At 71.7% G+C, this 26,527-nt stretch carries 28 protein-coding genes; 20 read left to right on the top strand and 8 right to left on the bottom strand.

What is annotated here, in order from left to right; genetic code table 11:
- Genes ACZ63E_RS14215 through ACZ63E_RS14195 form a run of 5 tightly spaced genes read left to right on the top strand, consistent with a single transcriptional unit; the run spans position 1 to position 4,551 of the window.
- Positions 1-255, top strand: a complete 255-nt coding sequence (locus ACZ63E_RS14215; RefSeq protein ID WP_465312719.1) for an acyl carrier protein — start codon at positions 1-3, stop codon at positions 253-255.
- Complete coding sequence (locus ACZ63E_RS14210; protein ID WP_465312720.1) at positions 252-1,439, top strand: acyl-CoA dehydrogenase family protein; 1,188 nt, start codon at positions 252-254, stop codon at positions 1,437-1,439. The genes ACZ63E_RS14215 and ACZ63E_RS14210 overlap by 4 nt, the downstream gene beginning before the upstream one ends.
- Positions 1,432-2,511, top strand: coding sequence for an acyl-CoA dehydrogenase family protein (locus tag ACZ63E_RS14205; RefSeq protein WP_465336349.1), 1,080 nt, complete (start codon positions 1,432-1,434; stop codon positions 2,509-2,511). The genes ACZ63E_RS14210 and ACZ63E_RS14205 overlap by 8 nt, the downstream gene beginning before the upstream one ends.
- Before the next feature lie 26 nt (positions 2,512-2,537).
- The gene (locus tag ACZ63E_RS14200) at positions 2,538-4,079 is read left to right on the top strand and encodes an amino acid adenylation domain-containing protein (RefSeq protein ID WP_465336348.1); all 1,542 of its coding nucleotides are present in this window, start codon (positions 2,538-2,540) and stop codon (positions 4,077-4,079) included.
- A 31-nt stretch (positions 4,080-4,110) separates the two neighbouring features.
- The gene (locus ACZ63E_RS14195; RefSeq protein ID WP_465312723.1) at positions 4,111-4,551 is read left to right on the top strand and encodes a sugar 3,4-ketoisomerase; all 441 of its coding nucleotides are present in this window, start codon (positions 4,111-4,113) and stop codon (positions 4,549-4,551) included.
- A gap of 175 nt (positions 4,552-4,726) precedes the next feature.
- Here ACZ63E_RS14195 and ACZ63E_RS14190 read toward each other — a convergent pair whose 3' ends face one another.
- Entirely contained in the window at positions 4,727-4,849 is a 123-nt protein-coding gene (locus tag ACZ63E_RS14190) for a hypothetical protein (protein ID WP_465336347.1), read from the bottom strand.
- 562 nt (positions 4,850-5,411) lie between these two features.
- Between ACZ63E_RS14190 and ACZ63E_RS14185 the strand changes: the two genes are divergently transcribed.
- The 5 genes from ACZ63E_RS14185 (at position 5,412) to ACZ63E_RS14165 (ending at position 10,407) form a co-directional block, all read left to right on the top strand.
- Positions 5,412-6,161 (top strand): hypothetical protein, encoded by a 750-nt coding sequence (locus tag ACZ63E_RS14185; protein WP_465336346.1) that lies wholly within the window; start codon positions 5,412-5,414, stop codon positions 6,159-6,161.
- 59 nt (positions 6,162-6,220) lie between these two features.
- Positions 6,221-6,829: a TIR domain-containing protein gene (locus ACZ63E_RS14180; RefSeq protein WP_465336345.1), complete on the top strand. Its 609-nt coding sequence runs from the start codon at positions 6,221-6,223 to the stop codon at positions 6,827-6,829.
- A gap of 34 nt (positions 6,830-6,863) precedes the next feature.
- Positions 6,864-9,044: a hypothetical protein gene (locus ACZ63E_RS14175; RefSeq protein ID WP_465336344.1), complete on the top strand. Its 2,181-nt coding sequence runs from the start codon at positions 6,864-6,866 to the stop codon at positions 9,042-9,044.
- Positions 9,041-10,045, top strand: a complete 1,005-nt coding sequence (locus ACZ63E_RS14170; protein WP_465336343.1) for a hypothetical protein — start codon at positions 9,041-9,043, stop codon at positions 10,043-10,045. The genes ACZ63E_RS14175 and ACZ63E_RS14170 overlap by 4 nt, the downstream gene beginning before the upstream one ends.
- Positions 10,046-10,131: 86 nt before the next feature.
- Positions 10,132-10,407 carry a YggT family protein gene (locus tag ACZ63E_RS14165; protein ID WP_465336342.1) on the top strand — a complete coding sequence of 92 codons (276 nt, stop codon included), beginning with the start codon at positions 10,132-10,134 and terminating at the stop codon, positions 10,405-10,407.
- Here the strand turns inward: ACZ63E_RS14165 and ACZ63E_RS14160 are convergent.
- Positions 10,402-11,049, bottom strand: coding sequence for a TetR/AcrR family transcriptional regulator (locus ACZ63E_RS14160; protein ID WP_465336341.1), 648 nt, complete (start codon positions 11,047-11,049; stop codon positions 10,402-10,404). The genes ACZ63E_RS14165 and ACZ63E_RS14160 overlap by 6 nt on opposite strands.
- A gap of 72 nt (positions 11,050-11,121) precedes the next feature.
- Positions 11,122-11,565, bottom strand: a complete 444-nt coding sequence (locus ACZ63E_RS14155) for a hypothetical protein (RefSeq protein WP_465336340.1) — start codon at positions 11,563-11,565, stop codon at positions 11,122-11,124.
- A gap of 149 nt (positions 11,566-11,714) precedes the next feature.
- On the opposite strand from ACZ63E_RS14155, the gene ACZ63E_RS14150 reads away from it, so the two are divergent.
- Entirely contained in the window at positions 11,715-12,905 is a 1,191-nt protein-coding gene (locus ACZ63E_RS14150; protein ID WP_465336339.1) for an FAD-dependent monooxygenase, read from the top strand.
- A gap of 91 nt (positions 12,906-12,996) precedes the next feature.
- Positions 12,997-13,896, top strand: coding sequence for an MCE family protein (locus tag ACZ63E_RS14145; RefSeq protein ID WP_465336338.1), 900 nt, complete (start codon positions 12,997-12,999; stop codon positions 13,894-13,896).
- A 19-nt stretch (positions 13,897-13,915) separates the two neighbouring features.
- On the opposite strand, the gene ACZ63E_RS14140 is transcribed toward ACZ63E_RS14145, so the two are convergent.
- On the bottom strand, positions 13,916-14,647 hold the full coding sequence (locus ACZ63E_RS14140) for a class I SAM-dependent methyltransferase (protein WP_465336337.1): 732 nt from the start codon (positions 14,645-14,647) through the stop codon (positions 13,916-13,918).
- Positions 14,647-15,564 (bottom strand): proteasome assembly chaperone family protein, encoded by a 918-nt coding sequence (locus ACZ63E_RS14135; protein ID WP_465336336.1) that lies wholly within the window; start codon positions 15,562-15,564, stop codon positions 14,647-14,649. The genes ACZ63E_RS14140 and ACZ63E_RS14135 overlap by 1 nt, the downstream gene beginning before the upstream one ends.
- Before the next feature lie 173 nt (positions 15,565-15,737).
- On the opposite strand from ACZ63E_RS14135, the gene ACZ63E_RS14130 reads away from it, so the two are divergent.
- The 7 genes from ACZ63E_RS14130 (at position 15,738) to ACZ63E_RS14100 (ending at position 20,605) form a co-directional block, all read left to right on the top strand.
- Positions 15,738-16,247, top strand: coding sequence for a PH domain-containing protein (locus ACZ63E_RS14130; RefSeq protein WP_465336335.1), 510 nt, complete (start codon positions 15,738-15,740; stop codon positions 16,245-16,247).
- Positions 16,247-17,797 (top strand): PH domain-containing protein, encoded by a 1,551-nt coding sequence (locus tag ACZ63E_RS14125; RefSeq protein WP_465336334.1) that lies wholly within the window; start codon positions 16,247-16,249, stop codon positions 17,795-17,797. The genes ACZ63E_RS14130 and ACZ63E_RS14125 overlap by 1 nt, the downstream gene beginning before the upstream one ends.
- Before the next feature lie 427 nt (positions 17,798-18,224).
- Positions 18,225-18,428, top strand: a complete 204-nt coding sequence (locus tag ACZ63E_RS14120) for a hypothetical protein (RefSeq protein ID WP_465336333.1) — start codon at positions 18,225-18,227, stop codon at positions 18,426-18,428.
- A gap of 121 nt (positions 18,429-18,549) precedes the next feature.
- Positions 18,550-19,335 (top strand): IclR family transcriptional regulator, encoded by a 786-nt coding sequence (locus ACZ63E_RS14115; protein WP_465336717.1) that lies wholly within the window; start codon positions 18,550-18,552, stop codon positions 19,333-19,335.
- A gap of 31 nt (positions 19,336-19,366) precedes the next feature.
- Entirely contained in the window at positions 19,367-19,870 is a 504-nt protein-coding gene (locus ACZ63E_RS14110; RefSeq protein WP_465336332.1) for a GNAT family N-acetyltransferase, read from the top strand.
- Positions 19,871-20,003: 133 nt separating this feature from the next.
- Positions 20,004-20,201, top strand: coding sequence for a hypothetical protein (locus ACZ63E_RS14105; protein ID WP_465312740.1), 198 nt, complete (start codon positions 20,004-20,006; stop codon positions 20,199-20,201).
- Entirely contained in the window at positions 20,201-20,605 is a 405-nt protein-coding gene (locus ACZ63E_RS14100; RefSeq protein ID WP_465336715.1) for a VOC family protein, read from the top strand. The genes ACZ63E_RS14105 and ACZ63E_RS14100 overlap by 1 nt, the downstream gene beginning before the upstream one ends.
- 3 nt (positions 20,606-20,608) lie before the next feature.
- Here ACZ63E_RS14100 and ACZ63E_RS14095 read toward each other — a convergent pair whose 3' ends face one another.
- Both ACZ63E_RS14095 and ACZ63E_RS14090 read right to left on the bottom strand, forming a co-directional pair.
- Entirely contained in the window at positions 20,609-21,868 is a 1,260-nt protein-coding gene (locus ACZ63E_RS14095) for an aminotransferase family protein (protein ID WP_465336331.1), read from the bottom strand.
- A 168-nt stretch (positions 21,869-22,036) separates the two neighbouring features.
- Positions 22,037-23,221 carry a CaiB/BaiF CoA transferase family protein gene (locus ACZ63E_RS14090; RefSeq protein WP_465336330.1) on the bottom strand — a complete coding sequence of 395 codons (1,185 nt, stop codon included), beginning with the start codon at positions 23,219-23,221 and terminating at the stop codon, positions 22,037-22,039.
- A gap of 154 nt (positions 23,222-23,375) precedes the next feature.
- On the opposite strand from ACZ63E_RS14090, the gene ACZ63E_RS14085 reads away from it, so the two are divergent.
- Entirely contained in the window at positions 23,376-25,343 is a 1,968-nt protein-coding gene (locus tag ACZ63E_RS14085; RefSeq protein ID WP_465336329.1) for an NPCBM/NEW2 domain-containing protein, read from the top strand.
- A gap of 3 nt (positions 25,344-25,346) precedes the next feature.
- Here ACZ63E_RS14085 and ACZ63E_RS14080 read toward each other — a convergent pair whose 3' ends face one another.
- Positions 25,347-26,324 carry a helix-turn-helix domain-containing protein gene (locus ACZ63E_RS14080; protein ID WP_465336328.1) on the bottom strand — a complete coding sequence of 326 codons (978 nt, stop codon included), beginning with the start codon at positions 26,322-26,324 and terminating at the stop codon, positions 25,347-25,349.
- Between the last annotated feature and the right edge of the window lie 203 nt (positions 26,325-26,527).

Raw genomic sequence — 26,527 nt, 5'->3', positions numbered from 1 at the left:
ATGGACCCGCGATTCACCGAGCTGCTCACCCGATTCCTGAGGTTCCTGGACGGGCGGGAGATCACCCCCGAGTCGAAGCTGTGGGAGCTCGGGCTGGACTCCATGCAGTCCATCGAGCTGCTGTTCGCCATCGAGGACGTCTTCGACGTCTCGCTGCCGGACGAGGACCTCACCGACGCCACGTTCGCCACCGCCGGCAGCCTGTGGAACGCGGTGCAGGCCGCCCTCGGCACCCCCGGCGAGCAAGCGGCATGAGCGACGCGACGGTGGCCCTGGCCGAGCCGTCGCCGGCGAGCGTCACAGCCCTCGCGAAGCGCGTGGCCGCGGTGGCCGCCGAGCACGCGGCGCACCACGACCGGGAAGCGACGTTCCCGGTGGAGGCGCTGGCCGAGCTGCGGGCGACCGGGCTGCTGGGCCTGCTGGTCCCCGGCGACCACGGCGGCCTCGGCGGCGGCGTCACCGACCTGCTGGACGCCGCGATCGAGCTCGGGCGCGCCGACATGTCCGTGGCGATGATCTTCGCCATGCACTGCCAGCAGGTCGCCGCGGTGGTCGGGCACGCGGGCCCGCGGCTGCGCGCGGAGCTGCTGCCCGAGATCGCCGCGGGCCGGATCTACCTGGCGTCGGTGACCACGGAGGCCGGCAAGGGCGGGCACCTGCGCACCGCGCAGGCCGAGCTCGAAGAGTCCGGCGGCGACCTGGTCGTGGACCGGTTCGCGCCGATCGTGACCGGCGGGACGCACGCGGACGGCTTCCTCGTCACCATGCGCAGTCCCGGCGCGACGTCGCCCAACCAGGTCTCGCTCGTGTACGCGCACCGGGACCAGCTGCAGCTGACCGCGTCGGGCGATTGGCAGCCGATGGGGATGCGCGCGAGCCACAGCGCACCGCTGCGGCTGGACGGGCGGCTGCCCGCGCACCAGGTCGTCGGGGAGCACGGCGGGTTCGCCAAGATCGCGTCGGAGGTCTTCGGGCCGCTGGCCCACCTCGGGTGGTCGGCGAGCTGGCTCGGCACCGCCTGCGGCGCGCTGTCGGGAGTGCTGACGCTGTTGCGCGCCCGGGAAAGCCGTCGCCGGTTCAACCTCGACTCCGAACTGCTGCTCAGCCGGCTCGGGTCGGCCCGGCAGCGGGTGGACGCGGTGCACGCCCTGCTGCGGCAGACCGCGCAACGGGTGGCGGAGGCCGACGACCTGTCACGCCCGCGTTACCAGCTCCTGCTGAACGCGCTGAAGGTCACCGCCGCGGAGCAGTGCCACGCCGCGGTGGAGGACCTGATCGACGCGGTCGGCCTGCAGCACGGCTACCTGAAGGACTCGCCCACCGGCCTGGAGCGGTCGCTGCGCGACCTGCGGTCCGCGGCGCTGAACTACAGCAACGACCGGCTGCGGCTCGCGGACGGCCGGCTGGCCCTGCTCGACCCGGAGGTGCGTCTTGCCTGAGCTGCGGCCCGACGCGGGTGACGCGCTGACCGGCGGCGGCCGGGAGGTCTGGGCCGCGCTGGGCGCGTCCGGCGCGCTGCGGTCGGCGTACCGCGGCGGCGACCCGACGCTCGGCGTGGACCCCACCGGCCTCGGCCGTCTGCTGTCCGAAGTGGACGCTCAGGTGAGCGTCGGGGCCACGCTGTCGGTGTGCGTCCAGGTGGCCACCGCGGTGCCGCTGCTGACGACCGGCTCCGGCCCGGCCGCGGCGGCGCTGGCGGACGCGCTCGCCGGGACGTCGGTGACGGCGCTGGCCGCCACCGACACCACCGCCGGCTCCGACCTGACCGCGCTCGGCACCGAGGTCACCATCGGCGACGACGAGCTCGTGCTGACCGGCGGCAAGCGCTGGATCACCAACGCCACCCAGGCCGACCAGTTCCTGGTGCTGGCCCGCCACCGCCCCGGCCGGCACTTCACCAACTTCACGTGGGTGCTGGTCCCGGCGCCGGCCGCCGGGGTGACCGCGTGCGAAGCGGACACCGAGCTGTTCGAGGGCGCCGGCGTCGGGCACGTGACCTTCGAGGACGTGCGGCTGCCGCGTGAGCACCTGGTCGGCCGCCCGGGCCGCGGCCTGGCCGGGTTCGCCCGCCAGATCGCCGTGGAACGGCTCGCCGGCGCCCTGTGGGCGGTCGCGCTGTGCCGGCGAGTGCTGACGGCCACGAAGAGCCGGCTCGAAGACCCCGCGCGGTCCGACGAACCGTTGTGGCGCAACGACAGCGTGCGGCAGCGGTTCGCCGCGTCCGTGGTGGCGGTGCGGCAGCTGCACGCGCTGTGCCAGGAGCTCGGCGACCGCGTGGCGACCCGGTACGACGGTTCGGCCGCCGCGCTGCTGAAGGCCAGTGCCGGGCTGACCGCCGAGCGGGTGCTCGCGGACTGCGCCCAGCTGCAGGGCGCCGACGGCTTCGCGACCGGCGGCGCGCAGTGGCTGCGCGCCCAGGCCGCGGTCTTCGGGATCGGCGGCGGTGTCACCGAAGTCGTGCTGTCCGGGGTCGCGGACGCGGCCGACGCGCTGCTGGCGGAGACGGCCTGATGACGGCCCAGCCGAGGAGGGAACCCATGACCGACACCCGCACGCTCGACGACTGGTTCACCACCACCGTGGCGCGGTTCGGCGACCGGACCGCGCTGGAGGTGGCCGGCGAGCAGTTCAGCTACACCGAGCTCGACGCGCTGGTCCGGCGGCTGGCCGCGGTGCTCGTCGCCGAGCACGGCGGGGTGCCGGCGAGGATCGGCCTGCTGGCCGCGCGCTGCCCGCTGGCCTACGCGGGATACCTTGCGGCGCAACGCCTCGGCGCGACCGTCGTCCCGCTGAACCCGGCGTTCCCGGTGGCCCGCAACGCCGCGATCACCCAGGCGGCCGGCCTCGACCTGGTGCTGACGCAGGAAGACGTCCCGGACTTCCCGGCGCCCGTCGTCCGGATCGACCCTCAGCTGGCCGAACTCCGTGAGGGGACTCCGCCCGAGCTGCCGCGCTCCGCGGCCGGTCCGGACGACCTCGCCTACATCCTCTTCACGTCCGGGTCCACCGGCACCCCGAAGGGCGTGCCGATCCGGCACCACAACGTTTCCGCTTACCTCGACTACGTGATCCCGCTGTACGGCGTGGGCCCGGACGCGCGGGTGTCGCAGATCTTCGACCTCACCTTCGACCCGTCCGTGCGCGACATGTTCCTGGCGTGGGGTTCGGGCGCGACGCTGGTGGTGCCCACCGGCAACGACGTCCTCGCGCCGGCGCGGTTCGTGAAGCGGGCGCGCATCACGCACTGGTGCTCGGTGCCGTCGGTGGTTTCGTTCGCGCAGCGGCTGCGCGGCCTGGCTCCCGGCAGCATGCCGACGTTGAAGTGGAGCGTGTTCTGCGGGGAGGCGCTGACGACGAGCCAGGCGGAGGCGTGGCGCGCGGCGGCGCCGGACAGCGTGCTGGAGAACAGCTACGGCCCCACCGAGGTGACGATCACCTGCACCGGCTACCGCCTGCCCGGCGAGCTCGGCGCGTGGCCGCGGCCGGCGAACGGCACGGTCCCGATCGGGACGGCGTACCCGGCGCTGGAGACCCTGGTCGTCGACGAGGACGGCGTGCCCGCGGAGGACGGCGAGCTGTGCATGCGCGGGCCGCAGCGGTTCCCTGGGTACCTGGACCCCGCCGACAACATCGGCCGGTTCGTCACGTTCGACGGCGAGCGCGCCGAGGTCTACGACGGATCGACGCCGTTGACCGACGAGCACTGGTACCGCACCGGCGACCGCGTCCGCATCTCCGACGGCGAGCTCGTCCACCACGGCCGGCTCGACCACCAGGTCAAGATCCGCGGCTACCGGGTCGAGCTCGGCGAGATCGAGGCGGCGCTGCGGACGCGGCCGGGCGTGCGGGACGCGGTGGTCGTGGCGCTGGCCGGCCCGAACGGCGAGCTGGACCTCGAGGCCGCGTACACCGGCGGCGTCCAGGACGCCGAGGCCCTGCTCGCCGGGGTGCGGGCGAAGCTGCCCGCCTACATGGTGCCGCGCCACGCGACGGCGTTCGACGAGCTGCCGCTCAACCCGAACGGCAAGGTCGACCGGGCGGTGGTGGCCGCCCGGCTGGCCACGCCCGAGGCCGCGTGAGGATCCCGTCAACGCGAAGGAAAGGTGACCCATGGCCGACAACCAGCCCGTGATCGGCAGGATCGAGCCCTGCCGAATCATCGACTTCCCCGAGCACGCCGACGAGCGCGGCCGCCTGACGGTGATCCAGCCCCGCCACGACATCGAGTTCGAGGTCCGCCGAGCGTTCTACCTCCACAACATCACGGACGGCGCGTCCCGCGGCGCCCACGGCCACCGCGAGCTGCGCCAGCTCCTGATCGCGATCCACGGAAGCTTCACGGTGGTCGCGAACGACGGCTTCGAGCAGGCGACGTACGTGCTGGACAACCCGAGCCGGGGGCTGTACGTGAGCCCGATGGTGTGGTGCGACGTCACGGAGTTCGCCCCGGGAGCGGTGTTGCTGTGCCTGGCCTCCGAGGAGTACGACGAGGCGGACTACTACCGCGACTACGACGAGTTCCACGAGGCGGCGCAGGGGCTGGCCGCTTAGCGGGCGGGGCTCCTGGGCCGGCGTTCGAGGGCCCGGGAGCCCTCGGCTGGAGATTAAAAGATCGTCAGGTCGTTCATGAGGGCGACCCTCCGCAGTGGACGGTTCCGCTCGCTCGCCTCGATCGCCACCGAGGAGTCAGCGGAGGTCGGTTCGTCCGAAGCGGTCCCGCCGTCGTTCATTCCCCGCGCAAGGCGACGAAGGCCGGCCCGAGGTGCGCTATCAGCTGCCGGACCAGTTCCGGCAGGTCGAGTCGCGTGGCCTGCTCGTGGATGCCGCTGTCGGGATCAACGGGCGGCATGGGGTCTCCCAGGTCCGGACGCCACTGGTGCCGCAGCCCCGCCGCACCACGCCGACCCATCGGCGCACGAGGGACCCGCAGCAGGCCGCTCCCCGACCCTCGGCATCCCCTTATGCCACCCATAAACCCCACTCAATCAACTACCGAAAGTAATATCCGCAGGTCGAGACCTCACGTGAACACACACGGAGTACGGCTGCGACGAGCAGCACGGGACCCGGCTGCCCGACCAACACTCGGCTCACCCCAGACGAGAAAGCGCTCCCGCGCCCGGCCACGCACAAGGCCGCCATCAGGCCTTTTCGGCATTTCTGTCCAGGAATTTTCCAGGATCTGTCCACTTTTCCATTCCCCGATATCCAACCGTTGCCAATACCTTATGCCGTCCTGACCTGATCCGGTAACGTTCCAAATGGCTGACGAGACTTCGATCTCAGCGATGGAAAAACGATCCAGTGAAGGCGAGCCGACCATGTCTGTCCCCTGTGCGCGGTGTGGAACGGCGCCCACGCGACCGGGCGGGGAGCTCTGCGACGGCTGCGGGCCGGCGACCGCCATGTCCATGACCCTCGAATTCCCCGCCGTGCAGCCGGAAGCCGAGCACGCCGAGGACGAGACCGACCTCCGGCTGATCCCGCTGGAGGACCTGCCACCCGCACCCGCGCCGGTGCTGGTGCCCGGCACTCCGCCGCCCGCCGAGCCGGCGCCCGAGGAGCCCGCGCCGGGCGAGCCGCGGCACGTCAAGCGGATTCTCGCCGCCGTGGCGGCGGTCGCCGTGGTCGCCGCGATCGTGGTGATCGTCGCCTTGACCGCCAACACCGAGCGCAAGACGCCGGTCGCGGCCGCGCCCAGCGACGTCGCGGCGCCGGGCACGACCACCGCTCCGCTCGAGGTCGCCACGAGCACGCCGGATCCCACGCCCACCGACGAAAGCTCGGCGCAGCAACGGCTCGAAGCCCAGGTCGCGCACGACCGCGGCCAGGTCGAACAGCTCGCGGACTCCTGGGTGCCCCAGCTGTCCTCGAAGTCGCTCGGACTCAAGGCGAACGGCACGACCTACAACCACCTGGCCATCTGGGCGGACTTCGCGAACCTGCAGGCGAGGTACCCCGGCGCATTGCTGCTGTGGTCCGGGGACTACAGCAGCTTCAAGCAGGGCAACTTCTGGGTCACCGTCCTCCCGCAGCCCTACAGCAGCGGCGAGTCCGCGAACGGCTGGTGCGACACCGCCGGCATCGACAAGGACGGCTGTTACGCGAAGCGCATCACGCACACCGGCGGCTACAACGGCAGCACTCTGCTCCGGAAATAACACTCACTGGACAACTGACGGACAAAAACACGACGAACTCGGATACGGAGAAGCTCCCCGTGACCCAGGTTTTCCTCAGTTATCGCACCACCGACGAACCGTTCGCGGCGGCATTCTTCGACCACGAGCTCACCCGCGAGTTCGGTCCGGACGCCGTGTTCTTCGCCTCCCGTTCGATCGACCTCGGCGACGACTGGGAGACGGCGATGTTCGACGCCGTGTCCGCGTCCGTCGCGGTGCTCGTGGTGATCGGTCCGCGGTGGCTGACCGCGACCGGCAAAGACGGCCGGCGGCGGCTGGACGACCCGAACGACTTCGTCCGCCGCGAGATCGAGCTCGGGCTCCGGCTGAACAAGCAGGTCATCCCGGTGCACCTCGAACGCCGTCACCTGCTCGACCCGGCCGAGCTGCCCGGATCGCTGCGCGAGCTCACCGAGAAGCAGAGCACCATCGTGGCGTTCCGCAACAGCAAGCCCGACCTCGACCGGCTCGTCACGCGCCTGCGGCGGCAGATCCCGGCACTGGGCCCGGCCCCGGCGCCGCCGAGCGCGCCCGGCGCCGGCACCACCACGAACAACACCGTCCTCGGCACGGTCCACGGGAACGTCATCCAGAGCGGCACGCACATCGGCGGCATCTTCCTCGGCGACTGGCCCGCCGGCACCTGACCGATCTCACCCAGCCCGTCAGAGGAGAGTCCCCGTGGCCGACGAAAGACCACCCAGCCCGCCGCCGACGCCACCGGCGACGCCGCCCCCACCACCTCCGCCGCCCGCCACGCCCCCGCCGGAGGCCAAGGCCGGCGAGAAGCCGGAGACCAAGACCGAAGAGCCCGCCGCGCCGTCGTCCCCGCCGGCGGACCTCGGGCGCGACAGCGCCGTGCGCAACCTGCAGGGCGAGACGAGCGAACTGGCCCAGACCCGGATGGGCGAGTACGTCGCCCGCGGGATCAACCAGTTCAACGCCGAGACGATCACCGTCTTCACCGGCTCCTTCGACGAGGAGCTCGACCGGCGGCGTCCCGGCCGCCGCTCGCCGAAGGTCAGCTTCTCCGAACGCGACCTGGACGAAGCGACGGCGTCCTTCGTCGACCCGCCGGGGTTCCGCGAAGAGCTGGACCTGCTCGCGGAGCGGAACCTCGTCGTGCTGGGCGGCCCGGCCCGCACCGGCAAGCGGACGCGGGCGCTGCAACTGCTCCGGACGACCCTCCACGAGGCCAAGCTGGCCGAGGCCGTCGCCGAGGTGCCCGCGTCGGTGCTCACGAACCCGATGTGGCGGGTGCCGCGCGAGGACACCGGGTTTGTCGTGTTCGACGAACCCGGCCGGAACGACGCCTTCACCGCGGCCCGGATCACCGAGGAGTGGCTGCGGAACACCGCGCAGCGGCTGCACGACGCGAACAGCTACCTGGTCGTCGTCACCGGCCCGCCCCGCGGCTCGCTCGACGACGTGCCCAACCGCGCCGAGTTCGTGCTGGACGAGTGGGAGCTGCCCGACCCGGTGGAGATCCTCCGCCGCCGCCTGCGGGACACGATGCCGTCCGAAGCCGAGGAGCTGCTGGAGGAGCTGGCCGGAACCGAACTGTTCGAAGTGCTCGCCGAGCGGAACACGCCGGCGTTCGCGGTCCGCGCCGCCACGGAGATCCAGGAGAGCCACCGCACCGGGCGCAGTCTCGCGGAAACCGCCGCGAAGCTGGGCAACCCGGAGGGCCTGGTCCGCGAGTGGCTCAGCCGGGAACCGGAGGCGAAGGATCTTTCGCTGGTGCTGGCCACGGCGGTGCTGGACAACACCGGCTACCTCAAGGTGGCGGACGCGGCGGTCTCGCTCTACAAGCGGCTGAGCGGCGGCAGCCGGGCGCCGACGTCCCTGCGGTACACACAGCGGCTGCTCGCCGACCACACCTGGCTCCAGCTCGTGCCGTCCGAAGATCTGCGCCGCGCGCCGTCGGTCCGGTTCCGGCACCCGCGGGTGCGCCCGGCGGTGCTCGGGATCGTCTGGTGCGGCTACGACGGGGCGCGGCTGAAGATCCTGGAGTGGCTCAAGGAGCTGGCCGAACACGCCGACGTCGAGATCCGCGCGGGTGCGGCGCAGGCCATCGGCATCCTGGCGCGGCAGGACTTCCAGCACGGGGTGCACGAGTACCTGCAGCCGTGGGGCCGGGAAAGCTCGCCGTGGCTGCGGCAGACGGCGGCGCAGGGGCTCAACGTCGCCGGCGCGCTCGGTGACGAACGGGCGGCCTGGTCGGTGCTCGAGGACTGGGCGGTGGCGGCGTACTCCAAGAACACCGAGAACCTCTGCACGACCGCGGCGCTGGCCGCCGGTGGTCCACTCGGGATCCGGGAACCGCAAAGGGCGTTGGGAATCCTTCGCGACTTCGTGGTCTGCCCGGACAAGTGGGAGGTGCTGGGTGCGGTGGCCGCGAGCGCGGGCGCCCTCCTCGGCGCGGGCTGCGGCCGCGACGTGCTGGAAGCGCTGGGCGAGTGGACGGACAACCGCGACGACGAAGACGCGTTCATCAAAGCGCTGCTCGTGTTCACCTGCGTCGTCCGGCCCGAGACCGACGAGAGCTGGCCCCTGCTGCTGCGGACCGCGGACGAAAACCGGGAGTACATGGCGATGCTGTGGAGCCGGGCCATGAGCAACCGGTTCGTCCGGGACCTGGCCCTCGCCGGGCTGCGGACCTGGGTGCGTCGTGTCGACGAAGACGCCGACGCCGGTGAGGTCGTCCTCGGCCTCGTCGCCGACATCGCGGACGAGAGCACCGGCGACCAGAACCGCGTCCACTACGCGCTGGGCCTGTGGGCCCAGGACCGCTACCAGCCTTCGGTCGCCGCGGCGACGTTCTACGACCTGATGGACGAGGCGGAAGAAGAGGTGTCATGACCCGGACCTACAACCCCATCCTGGAACGCACCGAGGTGGGCCGGCGCTGGTTCGGCTCGCCCCCGGTGCCCGAGCTCGGCACGGCGCACGTGCTCATCCGCACCGCGGGCGAGCCGATCGTGCTGTGGCACGGGCGGCCCGCGCCGACCGGCCGGCTCGGCAAGTACCGGCGGTACGTGATCGACGTCGCCAACCACGGGCTCTCGTTCACCGTGCAGGCGGCCAGCGCGGAAGCCGTGTTCCCCTTCTCGGTGCGGGTCGAGCTGGCGTGCCGCGTGCTCGACCCGTTCACGATCGCGCGGGACAGCATCCAGGACATGACCGCCGCGCTGCTCCCCTCGCTCGCCCGCGAGATCCGCGACACGGCGGCGCGGTTCGACGTGCTGCGCCCGACCGAGGCGGCCCGGGCGATCGAGGCGCGGTTGAGCTCCGCCCACCCGTCCCGGGACGTGGAGCTCGGCGGCTACTCGGTCACGGTCCAGCCGGTGAACACGCAGGGCGTGGTCGAGGCCAAGCAGGAGCTCGGGGTGCAGGAGCTGCGGCGCAAGGAGCTGCGCGAGGTCTCCCACGGCAGTTCGGAGGAGCAGATCGCGCAGCTGCTCGCCACGAACAACGGCGACGTCCGCGAGGTGCTGGCCTACCTGAGCAGCGAGCGCAACACCGAGGCCGAGATCAAGCTGAAGGCGCTGCAGATCGCGATGGGCGGGAACCTCGAGGACATGGACGTCTCCGAGGTGCACCGCACCGCGTTCGGCAACCTCTTCGGCGGCAACCACAACGGGCTCGGCGACAAGCGGGAGACGATGCGTCAGCGTCTCGAGCGCCGGAACACCAAGGCGGCGATCGAAAGCGGTCCCGTCGTGTCCGGGGTCACCGAGCCGGCCGCGGCCAAGCCGGCGGACCCGGCGCCGAAGCCCGCGCCCGCCAAGCCGTCGTCCGACAAGGCACCGGCCGAGCCGGCGGGCGGCTCGAACGGCGCCGGGCCCTCGGGCGACGCGTGATCCTGTCGAAAAGCTGAGAAACGGACGGATCCGGCACTACCCGGTCCCCTCCGGACGTTCTCCAGGTGAGACGGACGGAGGGAACCATGGGTGCGCTAGGGACACTGCTCGGCTTCGCGCTGACCCTGTACATGCTGGTGCTGATCGCGCGGATGGTGCTGGACTGGGTCGGGATGGTCGCCGACAGCCCGCCGTGGGCGCGGAGGGCCCGGGGGCTGGCCTACTCGGCCACCGAACCCGTCATCGGGCCGGTGCGGCGGGTTGTGCGGCCGGTGCGGATCGGGGGGATTTCGCTCGATCTGGCCTTCACGCTGGTCTTCGTCGCCGTGCTGGTGCTGCGGTCGGTCGCGTTCGCTCTATAACGAGCCGCGGAAGCCCGCGGACAGGCGGTCGATGCCGCGTTCCAGCTCGGCCCGGACGCCTCGGAGGTCGACGCCGTCCGGGTCGACCAGTGCCTGCATCGAGATGCCGCGCAGCTGGGCGAGCAGCGCCGACGCGTAGGAGTCCGCGTCGCGGACGCCGGTGATGGTCCCGTCCGCGACGCCGCTGGCCACCGTCTGGGCGATCGCGAACCGGAAGCGGCGGTCGGCCTCGGTCAGGGCGCCGCGCAGGGCCGAGTTCTCCGCCGTCGCGTCGCCCCAGAGGGCGAGGAACGCCTGGTTGAGCGTCGGCATCGTGCGGATCAGCTCGAAGATGATGTCCAGCAGCGCCCGCAGCATGTCCATCGGCGTCGCGGTCGCCGCGCCGGTCCGGGCCGCGACCGCCTCGCTGTAGGCGTTGGTGAACTCCTCGACGGCGTGCTCGACGAGCCGCTGCCCGAGCCCGTCCTTGTCGCCGAAGTGCTGGTAGATGACGGACCGCGCGTACCCCGAGCGAGCGCAGACGCCCCCGAGCTTGAGACGGCCGAACCCGTCCTCGGCGATGAGGTGCGCGGCGGCATCCAAGATGCGCGCCTCGACGATCTCCTCGCCGTCCTGGATCCGGCCTGCGGCGGAGCGGTCCACCGCGCCATGCTAACCACTCGAACCGGGCACCACCGGCCCAATGGCCACGCGGCCACCCGAGCAGCGGGTACGTCAGCGTTCCCGCAGCGACTCGTCGAGCGCGCCGAGCTCGTCGAGCACTTCCGGCCGCCAGCTCACGAGGTGCCGGGCCGTGAGGATGCCCAGCAGCCGCCCGCGGATCTGCCGGGGGGTGTCGAGCGACTGCACAGTGGCCCGGAAGTCGGTGAAGGCGGACTCCTGCCACTGCAGCTCCGCTTCGAGCAGGTCCAGGTTCTGCAGCAACAGGTTCGCGAGCCGGCGGCGTGAGCGCATCTCCGCGCGGGCGGCCGGGGTATAGAGCCCGGGCCAGAGGTACCGCAGCGGTGACCAGATCGCGGTGGCCAGCGCCTTGAGCCCCAGCACGAGCTTGGGGAGGAACACGACGAGCACGAGGACGCCGATGATGACCGTCGGCACGCCCCACTCGCCGGTGAGGACGTCGACGTAGCTCGGCTCCGCTGCCGCGCGGGCTGTCACGAGCACCACCCTCCCCTGGGATCTGAACTCCCCGGGGAAGTCGCCCGCCCGGGCGAGCGGGTTACACCTGGCCGTCAGCGGATCGTGCGAGGGCCGTCAGCGGTCTCCCGCACTCTTCGGTCATCAGCAGCGACCGAGAGGAACTTCCGATGACCGCCAAGACCGTGCTCGTGTCCGGGGCCAGCATCGCCGGCCCGTCGGCGGCCTTCTGGCTGCACCGCAGCGGCTACCGCGTCACCGTGGTCGAGACCGCGCCCGCGCTGCGGCCCGGCGGGCAGGCCGTCGACTTCCGCGGGGAGCAGGTCAAGCTGCTCGACGCCATGGGCATCCTCGACGACGTCCGCCGCCACGAAACCGCCATGGGTGACCAGACCGTGCTCGGCCTCGACGCGCGGCCGGCGCTCACCGTGCCCGGCGCCGCCTGGAGCGGGGAGGTCGAGATCCTGCGGGGTGACCTCGCGCGGATCCTCTACGAGCACACCGCGGACTACACCGAATACGTCTTCGGTGACCGCGTCACCAGCCTGACCGAGACGGCGGACGGCGTCGAGGTCACCTTCCGGCACGGCGCGACGCGCACGTTCGACCTCGTCGTCGGGGCCGACGGCGTCCACTCCGGAGTGCGCGCGGCCGCCTTCGGGCCCGAGACGGACTTCCGGCGCGACCTCGGGTTCGGCATCGCCGGGTTCACCGCGCCCAACCACCTCGGCCTCGACCACAGCAGCGTCATGTACAACGAGCCCGGCCGCGGCCTGACCGTCGGCAGCCACCGGCTGCCGGACCGGCTGCACGTCGCGCTCGTCTTCGCCGCCGACGGTGTCGAGTTCCGCCGCCGCACCACCGACGAGCAGCGCGCGCTCGTCGCGCAGCTCTTCGCCGACACCGGTTGGGAGACGCCGAAGCTGCTCGAAGCGCTGCCGACCACGGACGACCTGTACGTCGACTCGATCAGCCAGATCCACCTCGACCGCTGGTCCAAGGGCCGGGTCGTGCTCCTCGGTGACGCCGCCTGGTGCGCCGGGCCGGGCGGGTCCGGCACCGGGCTCGCGATGATGGGCGCGCAGGTGCTGGCCGGCGAGCTCGCCGCGGCCGGTGGTGACCACGTGACGGCGTTCGCGAAGTACGAGGAGCGGCTGCGCAAGCCGGCCACGGTCGGGCAGAAGAACGGCAAGGGCTCGGGCAACTTCCTCGCCCCGCGGACCGTCGCGAAGATCCGCAGTCGCAACCGCGGCTACCGGATGCTGAACACGCGGTTGTTCGGCAAGGTGTTCCTCTGGATGACCGACCGCGCGGCCAACGCGGTGGAATATCGTGAGTACCCGGCGCTCACCGCCGCGTGAGCTGCCGGTGGCCGGCGACGGCGCCACCTACGCCGCCCGGTTCCCGATCCGGCCAAAAGCAGGCCGCCCCTCCAGCGGCACGTAACGGTAGATGCGAAATCATGCGGCCGTGGCTGTGGCCGGATCGGGAACAGCCGGCACAGTCGGTGAAGCAGCCGGATTGGCCAAGGGCAACGACGTCCGCGTCGCCGGGGTCAAGGTCGGGCGGGTCGCGGACATCGAGCTGAGCGGCGACCACGTGCTGGTTTCCTTCCAGGCCAAGGGAGCCTGGCTCGGGGACACGACCGGCGCGTCGATCCGGCTGAAGACCGTGCTGGGCCAGCAGTACCTCGCCCTCGACCCGCAGGGTGAGGGCACGCTCCACCCGGACGTGCCGATCCCGCGCTCCCGCACGAGCGTCCCCTACGACATCCTCACGGCGTTCGGCGACCTTTCGTCCACTGTGGACCGGATCGACACCACGCAGCTGGCGAAGAGCTTCGACACGCTTTCGGCGACACTGGCGAACACTCCGCAGAGCGTCCGGACCGCGCTCACCGGGCTGTCTCGGCTGTCGGACACGCTCGCGTCGCGAGACCACCAGCTCGGCACGCTGCTGGCCAACACCCGGGTGGTTTCGCAGACGCTCGTCGACCGCGACAGCGCCGTGCGGCAGCTCCTCGCCGACGGCAACCAGCTGCTGTCCGAGGTGAGCCGACGCGAGCAGGCGATCAGCACCCTGCTCGACGGCTCGCGGCAGCTCGCGACCGAGCTGTCCGGGCTGGTCGACGACAACAACGCCCAGCTCGACCCGCTGCTGACCCAGCTCGACCAGCTGACGTCGATGCTGCAGCGCAACCAGGACGCGCTCGCCGCCGGCATCAAGGGGTTCGCGCCGCTGGTCCGGCTCGCGGTGAACCTCTCCGGGAACGGCCGGTGGATCGACGGGTACCTGTGCGGGCTGGTCCTGCCGTCGATGGGCCCGCTCAACGAGGAAGGCTGCCACGGCTGAACCGTCCACTATGGACGAATCAGGTCACGACGAGCCGGAACCCCGCGTCCCACTCCGGCCGGTCGATCAGCTCCGCGTGCTCGGCGTGCCAGCGGCCCGACTCCAGGTCCGCCCGCAGCCGCGCGATTCCCCGCGCGACGGCGTCCGGCGCGGTCTGCGCGAGTGCCGAGCACGCGCGCCGCACCGCCGGGTCGAGGTAGGCCTCCGGACGCCGCCAGTGCGCCGGGAAGACGCCGTCGGTGAAGTCCCACGGCACCGGCAGCTCGACCACCGAAGCCGCCCCGAGGAAGGCCGCGATCTCCGGCGCGGACGGCCGGGACGACTCCAGCGCGGCGACCTCCGGCACGTACTCGCGCACCAGCCAGAAGTTGTTGTGCAGCGCGGTGTCGTAGGCCAGGACGACCTGACGGCGCGAGACCCGGCGCAGCTCGGTGAGGCCGCGGCGCCAGTCCGGCCAGTGGTGCACGGTCAGCACCGCGAGCGCGGCGTCGAACGCGCCCGCGGCGAACGGCAGCGCTTCGGCGACCGCGCGCACGACCGGCGCGGCGCCGGGACGGCGTTGCCGGATCATCTCCGCCGACGGCTCGACCGCGACGACCGCGCGCCCGGGCGGCTCGTAGGAACCGGTTCCGGAGCCGACGTCGACGACCGAACGCGCGTCTCCCAGCGCGTCGAGCACCGGCGCCAGCCAGCGCGGGTCGGTCCGCCGCCCCAGCGCGTAGCCGACGCCGATCTCGTCGTAGCGCGTCATCAGCGCTCGGGGCCGTCGCCGCCGTTCTGCTCCGCCAGGAAGCGCTCGAACTGCGAGCCGAGCTCCTCGGCGGTCGGCATGTGCTCGACGGACTCCGCGAGCAGGCTGCCCTTCTCGGACGCCTCGATGAACGTGTCGTACTGCCGCTCGAGCGCGCGGACGACGTCGGCGACCTCGTCGGACTCGGCGACCTGGCGGTTGATCTCGGCGTCGGCCAGCTCGGCGGCCGCGCGCAGCTCACCCTCGGGCAGGCTCAGCCCGGTCGCGCGGCTCAGCGCGTCGAGCACGATCAGCGACGCGCCCGGGTACGTCGACTGCGCGAGGTAGTGCGGCACGTGCGCGGCGAAGCCGATGGCGTCGTGGCCCCACTCGCCCAGCCGGTACTCCAGCAGCGCGGCGGCGCTGCCCGGCACCTGCAGCCGGTTCGGCAGCGGCTGGTGCTCGCCGACCAGGTCCTTGCGGGTGGCGTGCGCGGTGACGCCGAGCGGGCGGGTGTGCGGCGCGCCCATCGGGATGCCGTGGAACCCGGCGGTCAGCCGGACGCCCCAGCGCTCGACGAGGTTGCGGACCGCGGCGCAGAACCGCTCCCAGTCGTGGTCCGGCTCCGGGCCCGACAGCAGCAGGAACGGCGTGTCGTCGGCGTCGTGCAGCAGGTGCACGACCAGCTCGGGCGCGTCGTAGTCCTCCCAGTGGTCGACCGCGTAGGTCATCGTCGGCCGCCGCGAGCGGTAGTCGATGAGCCGGTCGACGTCGAAGCGCGCGACCACCCGGTGGTCCCCGCCGAGCAGGTGCTCGGCCAGGAGCCGGCCCGCCGAGCCGGCGTCCATGAACCCTTCGAAGTGGTGCAGCAGCACCGCCCCGGTCAGGTCGGGGACGTCCGAGTCCACCTCGTAGAGATCGTCGGGCTCGAATCCCACGGGTCCTCCTGCTCGCAGCTACTTCTCTCCGTAAAGCACAACACACGCGCGAGGGAATTCCATTCCACCGGCGGTGGCGCCGATCGTAACGGCACGCGATCGAGGCCGGACCGGATCGGCATCGTGACACATGTCCTGGGCACACAAGCCACCGATCGGGCACGCTTGAGCCCGTGAGCGAACACACCACGAACACGGCGTTGCGGCTGCGGCCACCGGCGCACCGGGTCAGCCGCCGGGCCATCGGCTACTGGACGGCGACCGCCGCGATCCTCTGGATCGTGCTGCTCGGGATCCAGACCGCCATCGTGGTGACCAGCGACGATCCACCGGCGTTCCTCGACGTCACGCTGGTGGTCTCCGCCGTGCTGGCGCCGCTGCACCTGATCGTCATGCCGCAGTGGCGCTACCGCGTGCACCGCTGGGAGGTCACCGACGAGGCCGTCTACACGCAGGCCGGCTGGCTGAAGCAGCAGTGGCGGATCGCGCCGGTTTCACGGATCCAGACCGTCGACATCGAGCGTGACCCCTTCGAGCAGCTCTTCGGGCTGGCGAAGATCACCGTGACGACGGCGTCCGCGGCGGGCCCGCTGCGCATCGCGGGCCTGACCCACGGCCGCGCGCTGGAGCTGGCGGACGAGCTCACGAAGACGACGCAGGCGATCCGGGGGGACGCGACCTGATGAGCACCGAAGCCACCGAAGCCGTTGTGGTCCTGCCCGCCGAAGGCACGCAGGACGCGCCGTGGCACCACCTCGACCGGCGCATGCTGCTCATCCGGCCGGTGCTGGACCTGGTGAAGTCGCTGCCGGTGCTGCTGGGCGCGCTGCTGTTCGGCCACGGCGAGCCGTGGCAGTGGATCGGCCTGGTCTTCACCGCGATCGCCGTGTTCACCGGTGTCTCGCACGTGCTGACCTCGCGCTACCGGATCACCGCGTCGCAGGTCGAATGGCACACCGGGCTGCTGCTGCGCAAGCAACGGGCCATCCCCCGCGACCGGATCCGCACGGTCGACGTCACCTCCGAGCCGAAGCACCGGCTGTTCTCCCTGGCCGCGGCGCGGATCGGCACCGGGCGGCATTCGCACGGCAAGGGGCCGGGCAAGGACGAGCTGGTCCTCGACGCCGTCACCGTCGCGGAGGCGCAGCGGCTGCGGACGCTACTGCTGCACCGCAAAGCGCCCGCGGCCGACTCCGCGGAGGAGCCCGCCGCGCCGCCGGAACAGCTCGTCGCCGCCGTCGACAAGAAGTGGCTGCGGTACGCGCCGTTCACGCTGTCCGGGCTCGCGGTGGTCGGCGCCGCCGTCGGCACCGTGTACCACTTCGCGCACGAACTGCACTTCGACCCGATCCAGTTCTCGCTGGTCCGGGCGGTCGTCGGGCACTTCGCGGACACGCCGACGTGGCTGAGCCTGGTGCTCGCCGCGGCCGGGCTGCTGGTGCTCGTGTCGGTGCTGTCGGTCGGCGGGTACGTGCTGTCGTTCTGGAACTTCCGGCTGACCCGCGAGCCCGCCGGCACGCTGCACATCCGGCGCGGGCTGATCACGACGCGCTCGGTGTCGATCGAGGAGGACCGCCTGCGGGGCGTGGAGATCCGCGAGCCGCTGCCGCTGCGGCTGGCCGGCGGCGCGCGCTGCGTCGCCATCGCCGGCGGCCTGCGCGAGGGCAAGGGCGCGGACAAGAGCGGCGGGCTGCTGCTCCCGCCCGCGCCGCTGGCGAAAGCGCACGAAGTCGTCGCCGAGGTGCTCGGCGAGGACCCGGTCGCGACGCCGCTGACGCGCCACCCGCGCCGGGCGCTGTACCGGCGGCTCTCCCGCGCCGTCACCGGCGTGCTGCTGCTCGCCGCCGCGCTCTACGGCCTCGCGTGGCTCGGCGCCCTGCCGGACTGGCCGTGGCAGGCCGCGCTCGTGCTGCTGCCGTTCGCCCTGCTCGTCGGCTGGGACCGCTACCGCGGCCTCGGGCACGCGTTCACCGGCCGGTACCTGGTGACGCGCTCGGGCTCGCTGGACCGCGGCACGGCGGCGGTCCGCTGCGACGGGATGACCGGGGTCGTCGTCGAGCGCTCGTACTTCCAGCGCCGGGCCGGGCTGGTCACGGTCATCGCGCCGGTCGCCGCGGGCAAGGGCCACTACCGCGTGCTCGACGTCGCCGAAGCCGACGGGCTGACGCTCGCCGACCAGGCCATGCCGGGCCTGCTGACACCGTTCCTGACCGGTCAGCGGGATCGCGGTTGACGCCTCACCCGCGCGGCTCGTAGCCGGAAGCTCCTTGGCGTGCTGGCCGCGGGGATCGTCGCGGCCTCGGTGTTCGCCCCGGCCGCGCAGGCGGTGGACAACCCTTACGGTGACCCGAACCTGGTGCCGATGTTCACCGGCACGGACCTGAGTTCCTGGACGTCGTCGAAAGTCGGCCTGTGGTCGGCGAAAGACGGCGTCATCCACGGGAATGGCACCGCGCGCGGCTGGTTGTACTACAACAAACAGCAGGTCGGCACGTTTCGGTGGATATTCAATGTCCGGCAGGTCAAGGGCAACCACAAACCGACCGTGTTGATCTGGGGCACCACCGACCCGATCCGCGACGCGTTGAGCGCTCTCGCACCCCACGATCGACATCAAGAAGTGGGCGCAGTGCGAGCTGATCGGCGACCAGGCGACGGGCGTGGCGCGGATGGCCTGCTGCCCGCTCACCGGGACGGCCGTGACCTGCAAGGGTGTCGAAGTCCTGCAGTTCACCGACAAGACCGCCGGGCGCGTCGGCCCGCTCGCGCTGCAGGTGCACAACTCCGGGATCCAGGACGAGTACCGCGGGCTCTACGTCGAGTCACCGGTGGTGACGAAACCGGGCGAGTTCCTCACGCTCTGACCCGCGGTTTTCTCGAATGGTGGGGCCGTCGGCGGATTGCTGGCTTTCCTTTCACACAACGTGCTAATTTATTCACCCCGTGTGATAGCGAAGGTCGTTTTTGTCTCACCGAGAGGTCATGATGACGCCTGCCGTCAGTACCGTCGACGGTTCCGCCACCACCGAACCCCGCCGCACCCCCGGCGCCAGCAGTTCCCGGAAGGTCCTCCAGCTGCTCCTCGCCTTTTCCGAGCGCCGCTGGGAGGCCAGCGTCGCCGAGCTCGCCGCGACGATCGGCACCCCGGTCGCGACGACGTACCGCTACGTGGCGTTGCTCAAGGAGCTGCAGCTGCTCGAGGAGGGCCGGGCCGGGCACTACCACCTCACCAGCCAGGTGATGCCGCTCGCGCGCGCCGCGCAGCTGGCGAACGACCTCGTGCGGCTGGCGAAGCCGGCCATGGAGGAAGCCGCGCGCGAGCTCGGCGAGACGGTGATGCTCTTCCAGCAGTTCGGCGACGCCGCCGTGTGCGCGGACCGCGTCGAGTGCGACCGCGCCATGCGGTTCACGTTCGAGCCGGGGCATTCGGTGCCGCTCGGCGTCGGCGCGTCGGGGAAGATGCTGCTCGCGCTGCTGCCGGAGATCGAGCTCGAACGGCGGCTGGCGACGGTCGTCGAGCGGCGGGGCACGGCCGTGCGCGACGAGCTCAAGCACGCGCTGGAGAACCGGTTTTCGGTCAGCTCGGGGGAAATCGACGAAGGCGTGTGGGCGTGTTCGGTGCCGGTGCCCACCTACGGGCGGCGGCCGACGGTGCTGAGCCTGGCCGGCCCGGCCGCGCGGATCACCGAGGAGGCCCGGCAAGCCGCGATCACCGCCCTGCAGGAGTACGCGACCCGGATCCAGCGGACCGTTTCGTCTTATTCGCTGTGAAAATCCCGGCCGGGCGCGTACGAATGCGATCGTGATCCGGCTCGCGCGCCCCGACGACCTGCCCGCGTTGATCGAAATCGAGCGTGCCGCGGGCAGCCTCTTCCGCGACGTCGACATGGCCGCGATCGCCGACGACGACCCGGGTTCGGTGGCCGAGCTGGCGGTGTACCAGTCCGCCGGGCGCGCCTGGGTGAGCGTGGACGACTCCGACCGGCCGGTGGCGTACCTCGTCGCCGAGGTCATCGACGGGCACGCGCACGTCGAGCAGGTCTCCGTCCGGCCCAGCCACGCCCGGCGCGGCCTCGGCAGCGCGCTGATCGAAGCGCTCGCCGCGTGGGCCGTCGAGCGCGGCCTGGCGGCCCTGACGCTCACGACGTTCGCCGCGGTTCCGTGGAACGCGCCGTACTACGAGCGGCTGCGGTTCCGGGTCCTCGAGGACGCGGAAATCGGCGCCGGCCTGCGGGAGATCCGTCGTGCGGAGGCCGCCCGCGGCCTGGACGCGTGGCCGCGCGTGGCGATGATCCGACCACTCTGACCTGCGATTTTGCCCTTTACTCCCCTGGGCGGGGGATCCACTGGCGCACCCGGTCGAACATGTGTTCTACTGTGCGGGCCGGTCCCGGAGGGGGAAGCTCCGCGGGCCGGCCCACAGACTTCGGGAGGTTGTTGTGGCGGTCAAGATCACCCACTTGATGAACGGCCAGCAGGTGCGGTTCGCCAACGCCGACGGCGCCCGCCGGTACGCCGAGATCATGGGCGGCGGCGTGGACAAGTGGCGCTTCACGGTCGTGCCCGAGGACCCGAGCCTCCGGAAAATGTCGGACTCGGTCGTTAACGTGCCGGTATGGCGCATGACTTCCAGGTAGTGGTGGATTCGGCGGACCCGCACGTGCTGGCCGACTGGTGGGCCGAGACGCTCGGCTGGTCCGTCGAACCGACCGACCCGGACTTCGTCCGGGAGATGATCACGAAGGGGTACGCGAAGGAAGAGGAGACCAGGACCCACCGCGGGTCGCTGGTCTGGCGGGCGGGGGCGGCGATCCGGCACCCGGACGCACCACCCCGCCGGATCCTGTTCCAGGAGGTGCCGGAGGCGAAGTCGGTGAAGAACCGCGTCCACATCGACGTCTGGGTCGGCGCGGACAACGTCGAGGCGACGCTGGAGAAGCTGAAGGCCCGCGGCGCGACGTATCTGCACCGCGGGCGGCAGGGGCCGCACAGCTGGGTGACGGTGGCCGACCCGGAGGGCAACGAGTTCTGCGTGTCGTGAACGTCAGCGCAGGCGGTCCAGGGCCTTGGGCAGCGCCGAGGCCAGCAGGTCGAGCTCCGGCTCGGCGGCGATGAGCGGCGGCGACACCGCAACACCGCGTCCCAGGTTGCGGACGATCACCCCTTCGTCCCGGCAGGCGCGCTGCAGCTTCACCGGCGCGCCCGGGTCCGCGTCCATGACCTCGGCCGTCAGCTCGACGGCGGCGAGGAACCCGAGCCCGGCCCGCACCTCCGCGACGAGCGGGTGGTCACTCACGCCGGACACCGCGTCGGCCAGGGGCTTCTCGAGCTCGCGGCCGCGCGGGATGAGGCCGTCGCGCTCGTAGATGTCGAGCGTCGCGAGGCCGGCGGCGCAGGCGACGGGGTGGCCCGCGTACGTCGCGCCGTGGCGGAAGATCGGCGCGCCCGGCGCGCCCGTGAAGAAGGGTTCCGCGACCCCCGGGGCGACGACCAGCGCGCCGAGCGGGATGGTGCCGCCGGTGATGCCCTTCGCGGTGGTGATCATGTCGGGCTGGACGGCCCAGCGGTCGATGCCGAACCAGGTGCCGAGCCGGCCCCAGGCGGCGATGACACAGTCGGCGACGAACAGCACGTCGTGCCGCCGGCAGATCTCGGCAACGGCTTCGATGTACCCGTCCGGCGGCAGCAGAACCCCACCGGCGCCGATCACGGGCTCACAGAAGAAGGCGGCGACGTTCGCGGCGCCGACCCGCCGGATCTCGGCTTCGAGCGCGTCCGCACTGTCAAAGGCAACATGCGAAAACTCGGGCGGCTGCGGGCCGACGTCCTTGGCGTTGGCGGGAATGCCGCCGACGGCGGTGCCGAAGCCGTGGGTGCCGTGGTAACCCTGCGCCCGCCCGATGACGTGCACCTTCTCGGGCCGCCCGGTGTGCGCGAAGTAGGCGCGCGCGAGCTTCACGGCGGTGTCGATGACGTCCCCACCGCCCGAGCCGAAGAAGACCTTCGACCCCGGCGTCGGCGCGAGAGCGGCAACCCGGTCCGCCAGCTCGATGGCCGGCTCGTTGGCGTTGTAGCCGAACAGGTTGTACGAGTCGAGGGTCTGCAGCTGCTTGCGGACGGCCTCGGTGATCTCGGGCCGCCCATGCCCGAAGTTGGCGTACCAGAGCGAGGCGGTGGCATCGAAGTACCGCCGCCCGGAGTCGTCCCAGACGTACGAGCCCTCACCCCGGGTGATGACCATCCGATCCCCGTCGACGGCGCCCATATCGGCGAAGGGGTGCCAAAGGGCGTGCTGTGCTGACATCGGTCCTCCTCAGTCCTGCCCCCATCCCTACCAGGGCGAAGCGGGAAGCGCGAACACTCCATCGTGCACAGTTCGACGCCCGGAGCTGGCCGGAGTGGCAAGGCAACCTATAAGGGCCACGCGGCCTCGCCGACCTTCCTGCACTGGAGACCCGCCCCAGGCTGAACCTCACTCCAGGAACTCCGCGATCTCCGCCGCCGAATACCCGAGCTCGCCCAGCACCTCAGCAGTGTGCTGCCCCAAGGTAGGCGGAGCCGACGTCGCCCGAGCCGGAGTCTCCGAAGCCTTCACCGGAAACCCCGTCCCGACATAAGTCCCCACAGTCGGATGCGGCAGCCGCACCACCTGCTCCCGCGCCACCGCCCACGGATCCGCGTAAACATCGTCGATCGAGTTGATCGGAGCCGCCGGAATCCCCGCCGCGTCGAAGTCCTTCAACCAGTCCGCCGCCGTGCGGGTCGCCAGCACCGGCTCCAGCAGCGCGTTCAACGCATCCCGATGCGCCGACCGAGCCGCGTTCGACAAGAACCGGGCGTCCGAAGCGATGTCCAACCCCAGCACCCCACAGAACGCGTGCCAAAGCTTCTCGCTGCCCACCGCGATGATCAACCAGCCATCGGACACCCGATACGCCTGGTACGGGACGATGCTCGGGTGCGCCGAGCCCATCCGGCGCGGCCGAGGGGTGTCGTAAAACGAAGCGCCCGCCGCGTAAACATGCCAAGCCAGCTGACTGTCCAAAAGGGACACGTCGAGGTACTGGCCGCGGCCGGTCGTGTGCCGGGCCTGCAGCGCCATCAGCACCGCGATGATCGCCCACGTGCCCGCGTTCAGGTCCGCCACCGGCAGCCCGACCTTCGCCGGCGCGCCGTCGGGCTCGCCGGTCAGGGACATGACGCCGCCGAGGGCCTGCGCCACCAGGTCGTAGCCCGCGCGGTCGCGGTACGGCCCCGTCTGCCCGAAGCCGGTGATCGACACGTGGATCAGCCGCGGGTTCAGCGCGGACAACGCGGCGTAGTCGATCCCCCACCGCTCCAGCGTCCCCGGCCGGAAGTTCTCGACGAGCACGTCCGCGTCCGCGACGAGCCGGCGCAGGGCCTCGCGCCCGCGGTCGCTCTTGAGGTCCAGGACGATCCCGCGCTTGTTCCGGTTCGCCGCCAGGTAGTAGACGGCTTCGTCCCCGACGAACGGCGGCCCCCAGCCCCGCGTGTCGTCGCCGTGGCCCGGCGGCTCGACCTTGACGACGTCCGCGCCCATCTCACCGAGGTACTGCGTGCAGTACGGCCCGGCGAGGATGCGCGAGAGGTCGACGACCTTGATCCCGTCCAGCGGACGGAAGGGGGCAGGGGTCATCAACGGCTCCTCGTCGGGCTCGGCGTCCGGCCCCCTTTCTACCTCCCCCTGACCGGGAAATGGATTACCTACTAACGGACGTAGACGACAGTCACTCCCATCCTGTTCATTGTTGAGTGAGTCTGTGCAAAGTTGCGCACTCCCGGAGGGACCTATGCGTCGTCTTGTTGGATTGGCGGCCACGCTCGCCGCCACCGTCGTCACCGTCGCCCCAGCCACGCCCGCCCAGGCCGCCGAACCCCAGTACTTCGCCGCGCAGCGCGTCGGCGAGCGCCCGCCGATGGGCTGGAACAGCTGGAACAAGTTCGGCTGTGACATCAACGAGGACCTGATCCGCGGCGCCGCCGACACACTGGTGTCGTCCGGCATGAAGGACGCGGGCTACCAGTACGTCAACATCGACGACTGCTGGGCCGAACAGAACCGCACGGCCGAGGGCAAGCTCGAGCCCAACCACGAGAAGTTCCCGCACGGCATCAAGGCGCTCGCCGACTACGTCCACGGACTCGGCCTCAAGCTCGGCATCTACACCAGCGCGGGCACGCTGACCTGCCAGAAGACGATGCCCGGCGCGCTCGACCACGAGGACGCGGACGCGCAGTCGTTCGCCGACTGGGGTGTCGACTACCTCAAGTACGACAACTGCAACAACGAGGGCCGCGACGCGATCGAGCGCTACACGAAGATGGGCGACGCGATCAAGAAGACCGGTCACCCGATGATCTACGCGCTCTGTGAGTGGGGCGAGAACGACCCGTGGACCTGGGGCCGCGACGCGGGCGCGCAGCTCTGGCGCACCACCGGCGACATCAGCGACAACTGGGGCAGCATGACCGGCATCCTCGACCAGCAGGTCGGCCTCGAGAAGTACTCGGGACCGGGTGGCTGGAACGACCCGGACATGCTCGAGGTCGGCAACGGCGGCATGACCGACGCCGAGTACCGCTCGCACTTCGCGCTGTGGGCGCTGCTGAACGCGCCGCTGCTGGCCGGCAACGACCTGCCCGCGATGTCGCCCGCCACCAAGAAGATCTTGGAGAACCGGGACGTCATCGCGCTGGACCAGGACTGGGCCGGCACGCAGGGCCACAAGATCCGCGACGACGGCGACACCGAGGTCTGGGCGAAGCCGATGTCCGACGGCTCGGCCGCGGTGGTGCTGTTCAACCGCGGCTCGGCGGCGGCGGAGCTGCACACCACGGCGAAGGACCTCGGTCTCAAGGGCCACACGTACCGCGTCCGCGACCTCTGGAGCGGCACCGAGTCCGAAACCGCGGGCACTCTCCGCGCCGCCGTCCCGTCGCACGGCTCGGCCGTCTTCCGCGTCTGGCCGTCGACGCACCCGGCGGCGGCGCCGATGACCACGCTCGCCCTCCCGGCCCCGGACTACGTGCCCGCCGACCGGCCGCTGACCGCGACGCTGAAGGTCACCAACGACGGCAGCACGCCGATCGCGGCCGTCCGGACGAGCATCACGGCGCCCGCGGGCTGGCAGCTGGCCGGCCCGGGCTCCTTCACCACGCCGTTCGTCCTGCCCGGGAAGTCCTGGCAGCACGACGTCACATTCAAACCCGCCGGCCCGACCGGCGAGCGGGTCACGCTCACCGCGAAGACGAGCTACCTGACCGCGTGGGGCAAGCTCGAGCTGACGTCGGAAGGCACGTCACCGCTGGTCACGCGGCCCGCGGCGGGCACGACGGCGTTGTCGAAGGCCGCGTGGATGTCCTCCGACAACGGCTGGGGCCCGGTCGAACGCGGGACCAGCAACGGCGAGAGCAAGGCGGGCGACGGCCACCGGATCACCATCGCCGGCACCGGTTACGACGACGGCATCGGCGCGCACGCGCCGTCCAGCGTCCGGATCTACGTCGGCGCGTCCTGCACCTCGGTCAGCGCGCTGGTCGGCATGGACGACGAGAACTCCGGCGGCAGCGCGGGCTTCCGCCTCCTCGGCGACGGCAAGGAGCTGGCCGCCACCGGCGTCATGCATCCCGGGGACAAAGCGCGGCCGCTCGACGCGCAGCTGTCCGGCGTCCAGGTGCTGGAGCTGGAGGTGAACGACGCCGGGGACGGCAACACCAACGACCACGCCGACTGGGCGAACGCCACGGTCACCTGCTGAGTCTCAGGCCTCGTCCAGGAGCACCACGGCCTGCGGCGTCTGCTGGTAGAGCACGAACCGCCCGTCCCGGACCTTGCTGACCAGCCCGGCGCGGTGCAGCGCGCCGAGGTGGTAGGAGATCGTGCCCGGCGCGTAGCCGATCCGGGTGGCGAGCTCCGCGGTCGACCTCGCGGTCTCGAGGTCGGCCAACAGGGCCGCCCGGGCGGCGCCGACCACCTGCGCCAGCTTGCCGCGCCGGTGGTCGCGGCCGGTCCCGACGCGGTGGGCGGGGTAGTAGAGCACGAGCTGGCCGGGCACGTCGACCTGCACGGCGAAGCCCGGCCAGCTCAGCACCCCGGGCGCGAGCACGAAGTCGCGGCCGGTGCTGTCGACCTCGCCGCTCCAGGTCGCGGCGAAGGTGATCGTGCGGCCCGTCCAGCCGATGCCGGGGTGGAGGCTGCCGAGCACACCGCCGATCCCGTGGCGGGTGATGGTGTTCGCGCGGTGGGTGATGTCCTGCTCGATGATCGAGTTCAGCTCGGCCCAGCCCTCGGCCAAGGCCTCCCGCCAGAACCGCGCGAGACCGGCGGCCAGCCGCCGGGCCAGCCGTCCCGAGTCCGCGACACGGCGGGTCGTGACCGGCAGCGGCCGGCTCCAGTGCGCCCGGGTATAGGTGAAGACCTGCTCCTCGAGCTCGTCCGGCGCGGTCGTTTCGATCCGCGCGAGCTGTTCGTCGAGCAGGTCGCGGGGCCGGGTGGCGGTGCCGGGCTGAGGGGTGAGCAGGTCGGGTGTGTAGACGTCACCGGGGCGCGGCAGCAGGCCCGCGAGCAGGGCGACGTCCGGGTGCGCGAGCGCGGCGCGGGCGAGCGGGCCGGGATCGCCGAACACGGGGTGGCGTCCCGCGGCTGCGGTGAGCTTCAGCCACGCCAGCGACTCCGAAGCCGGGGACGGCGAAAAGCGGGTCCTGGCCACCGTCTCGGCGTCGACCCGCAGCGTGAACACCGGTCGACGGTAACACCGGCCGCCCGATTTGAACCGGCTCGAATCCTTTCCGGTCCGGTGCTCGCGGAGGGTTCAGTGGACGCATGTTCGCCCGCGCGAAGACCACCGCCGCCGTGGCCGCGCTGGTCCTCGCCGGGGCGCCGGCCGCCGAGGCGGGTCCCCTCGGCTACGCGGTCACCCACGTCGTCGGCACGGTGACCCGG

The organism is Amycolatopsis sp. NPDC104819, assembly GCF_055583145.1.
The sequence above is the reverse complement of the archived record's forward strand: the minus strand, read 5'-3'. Positions and strand labels throughout refer to the sequence as shown.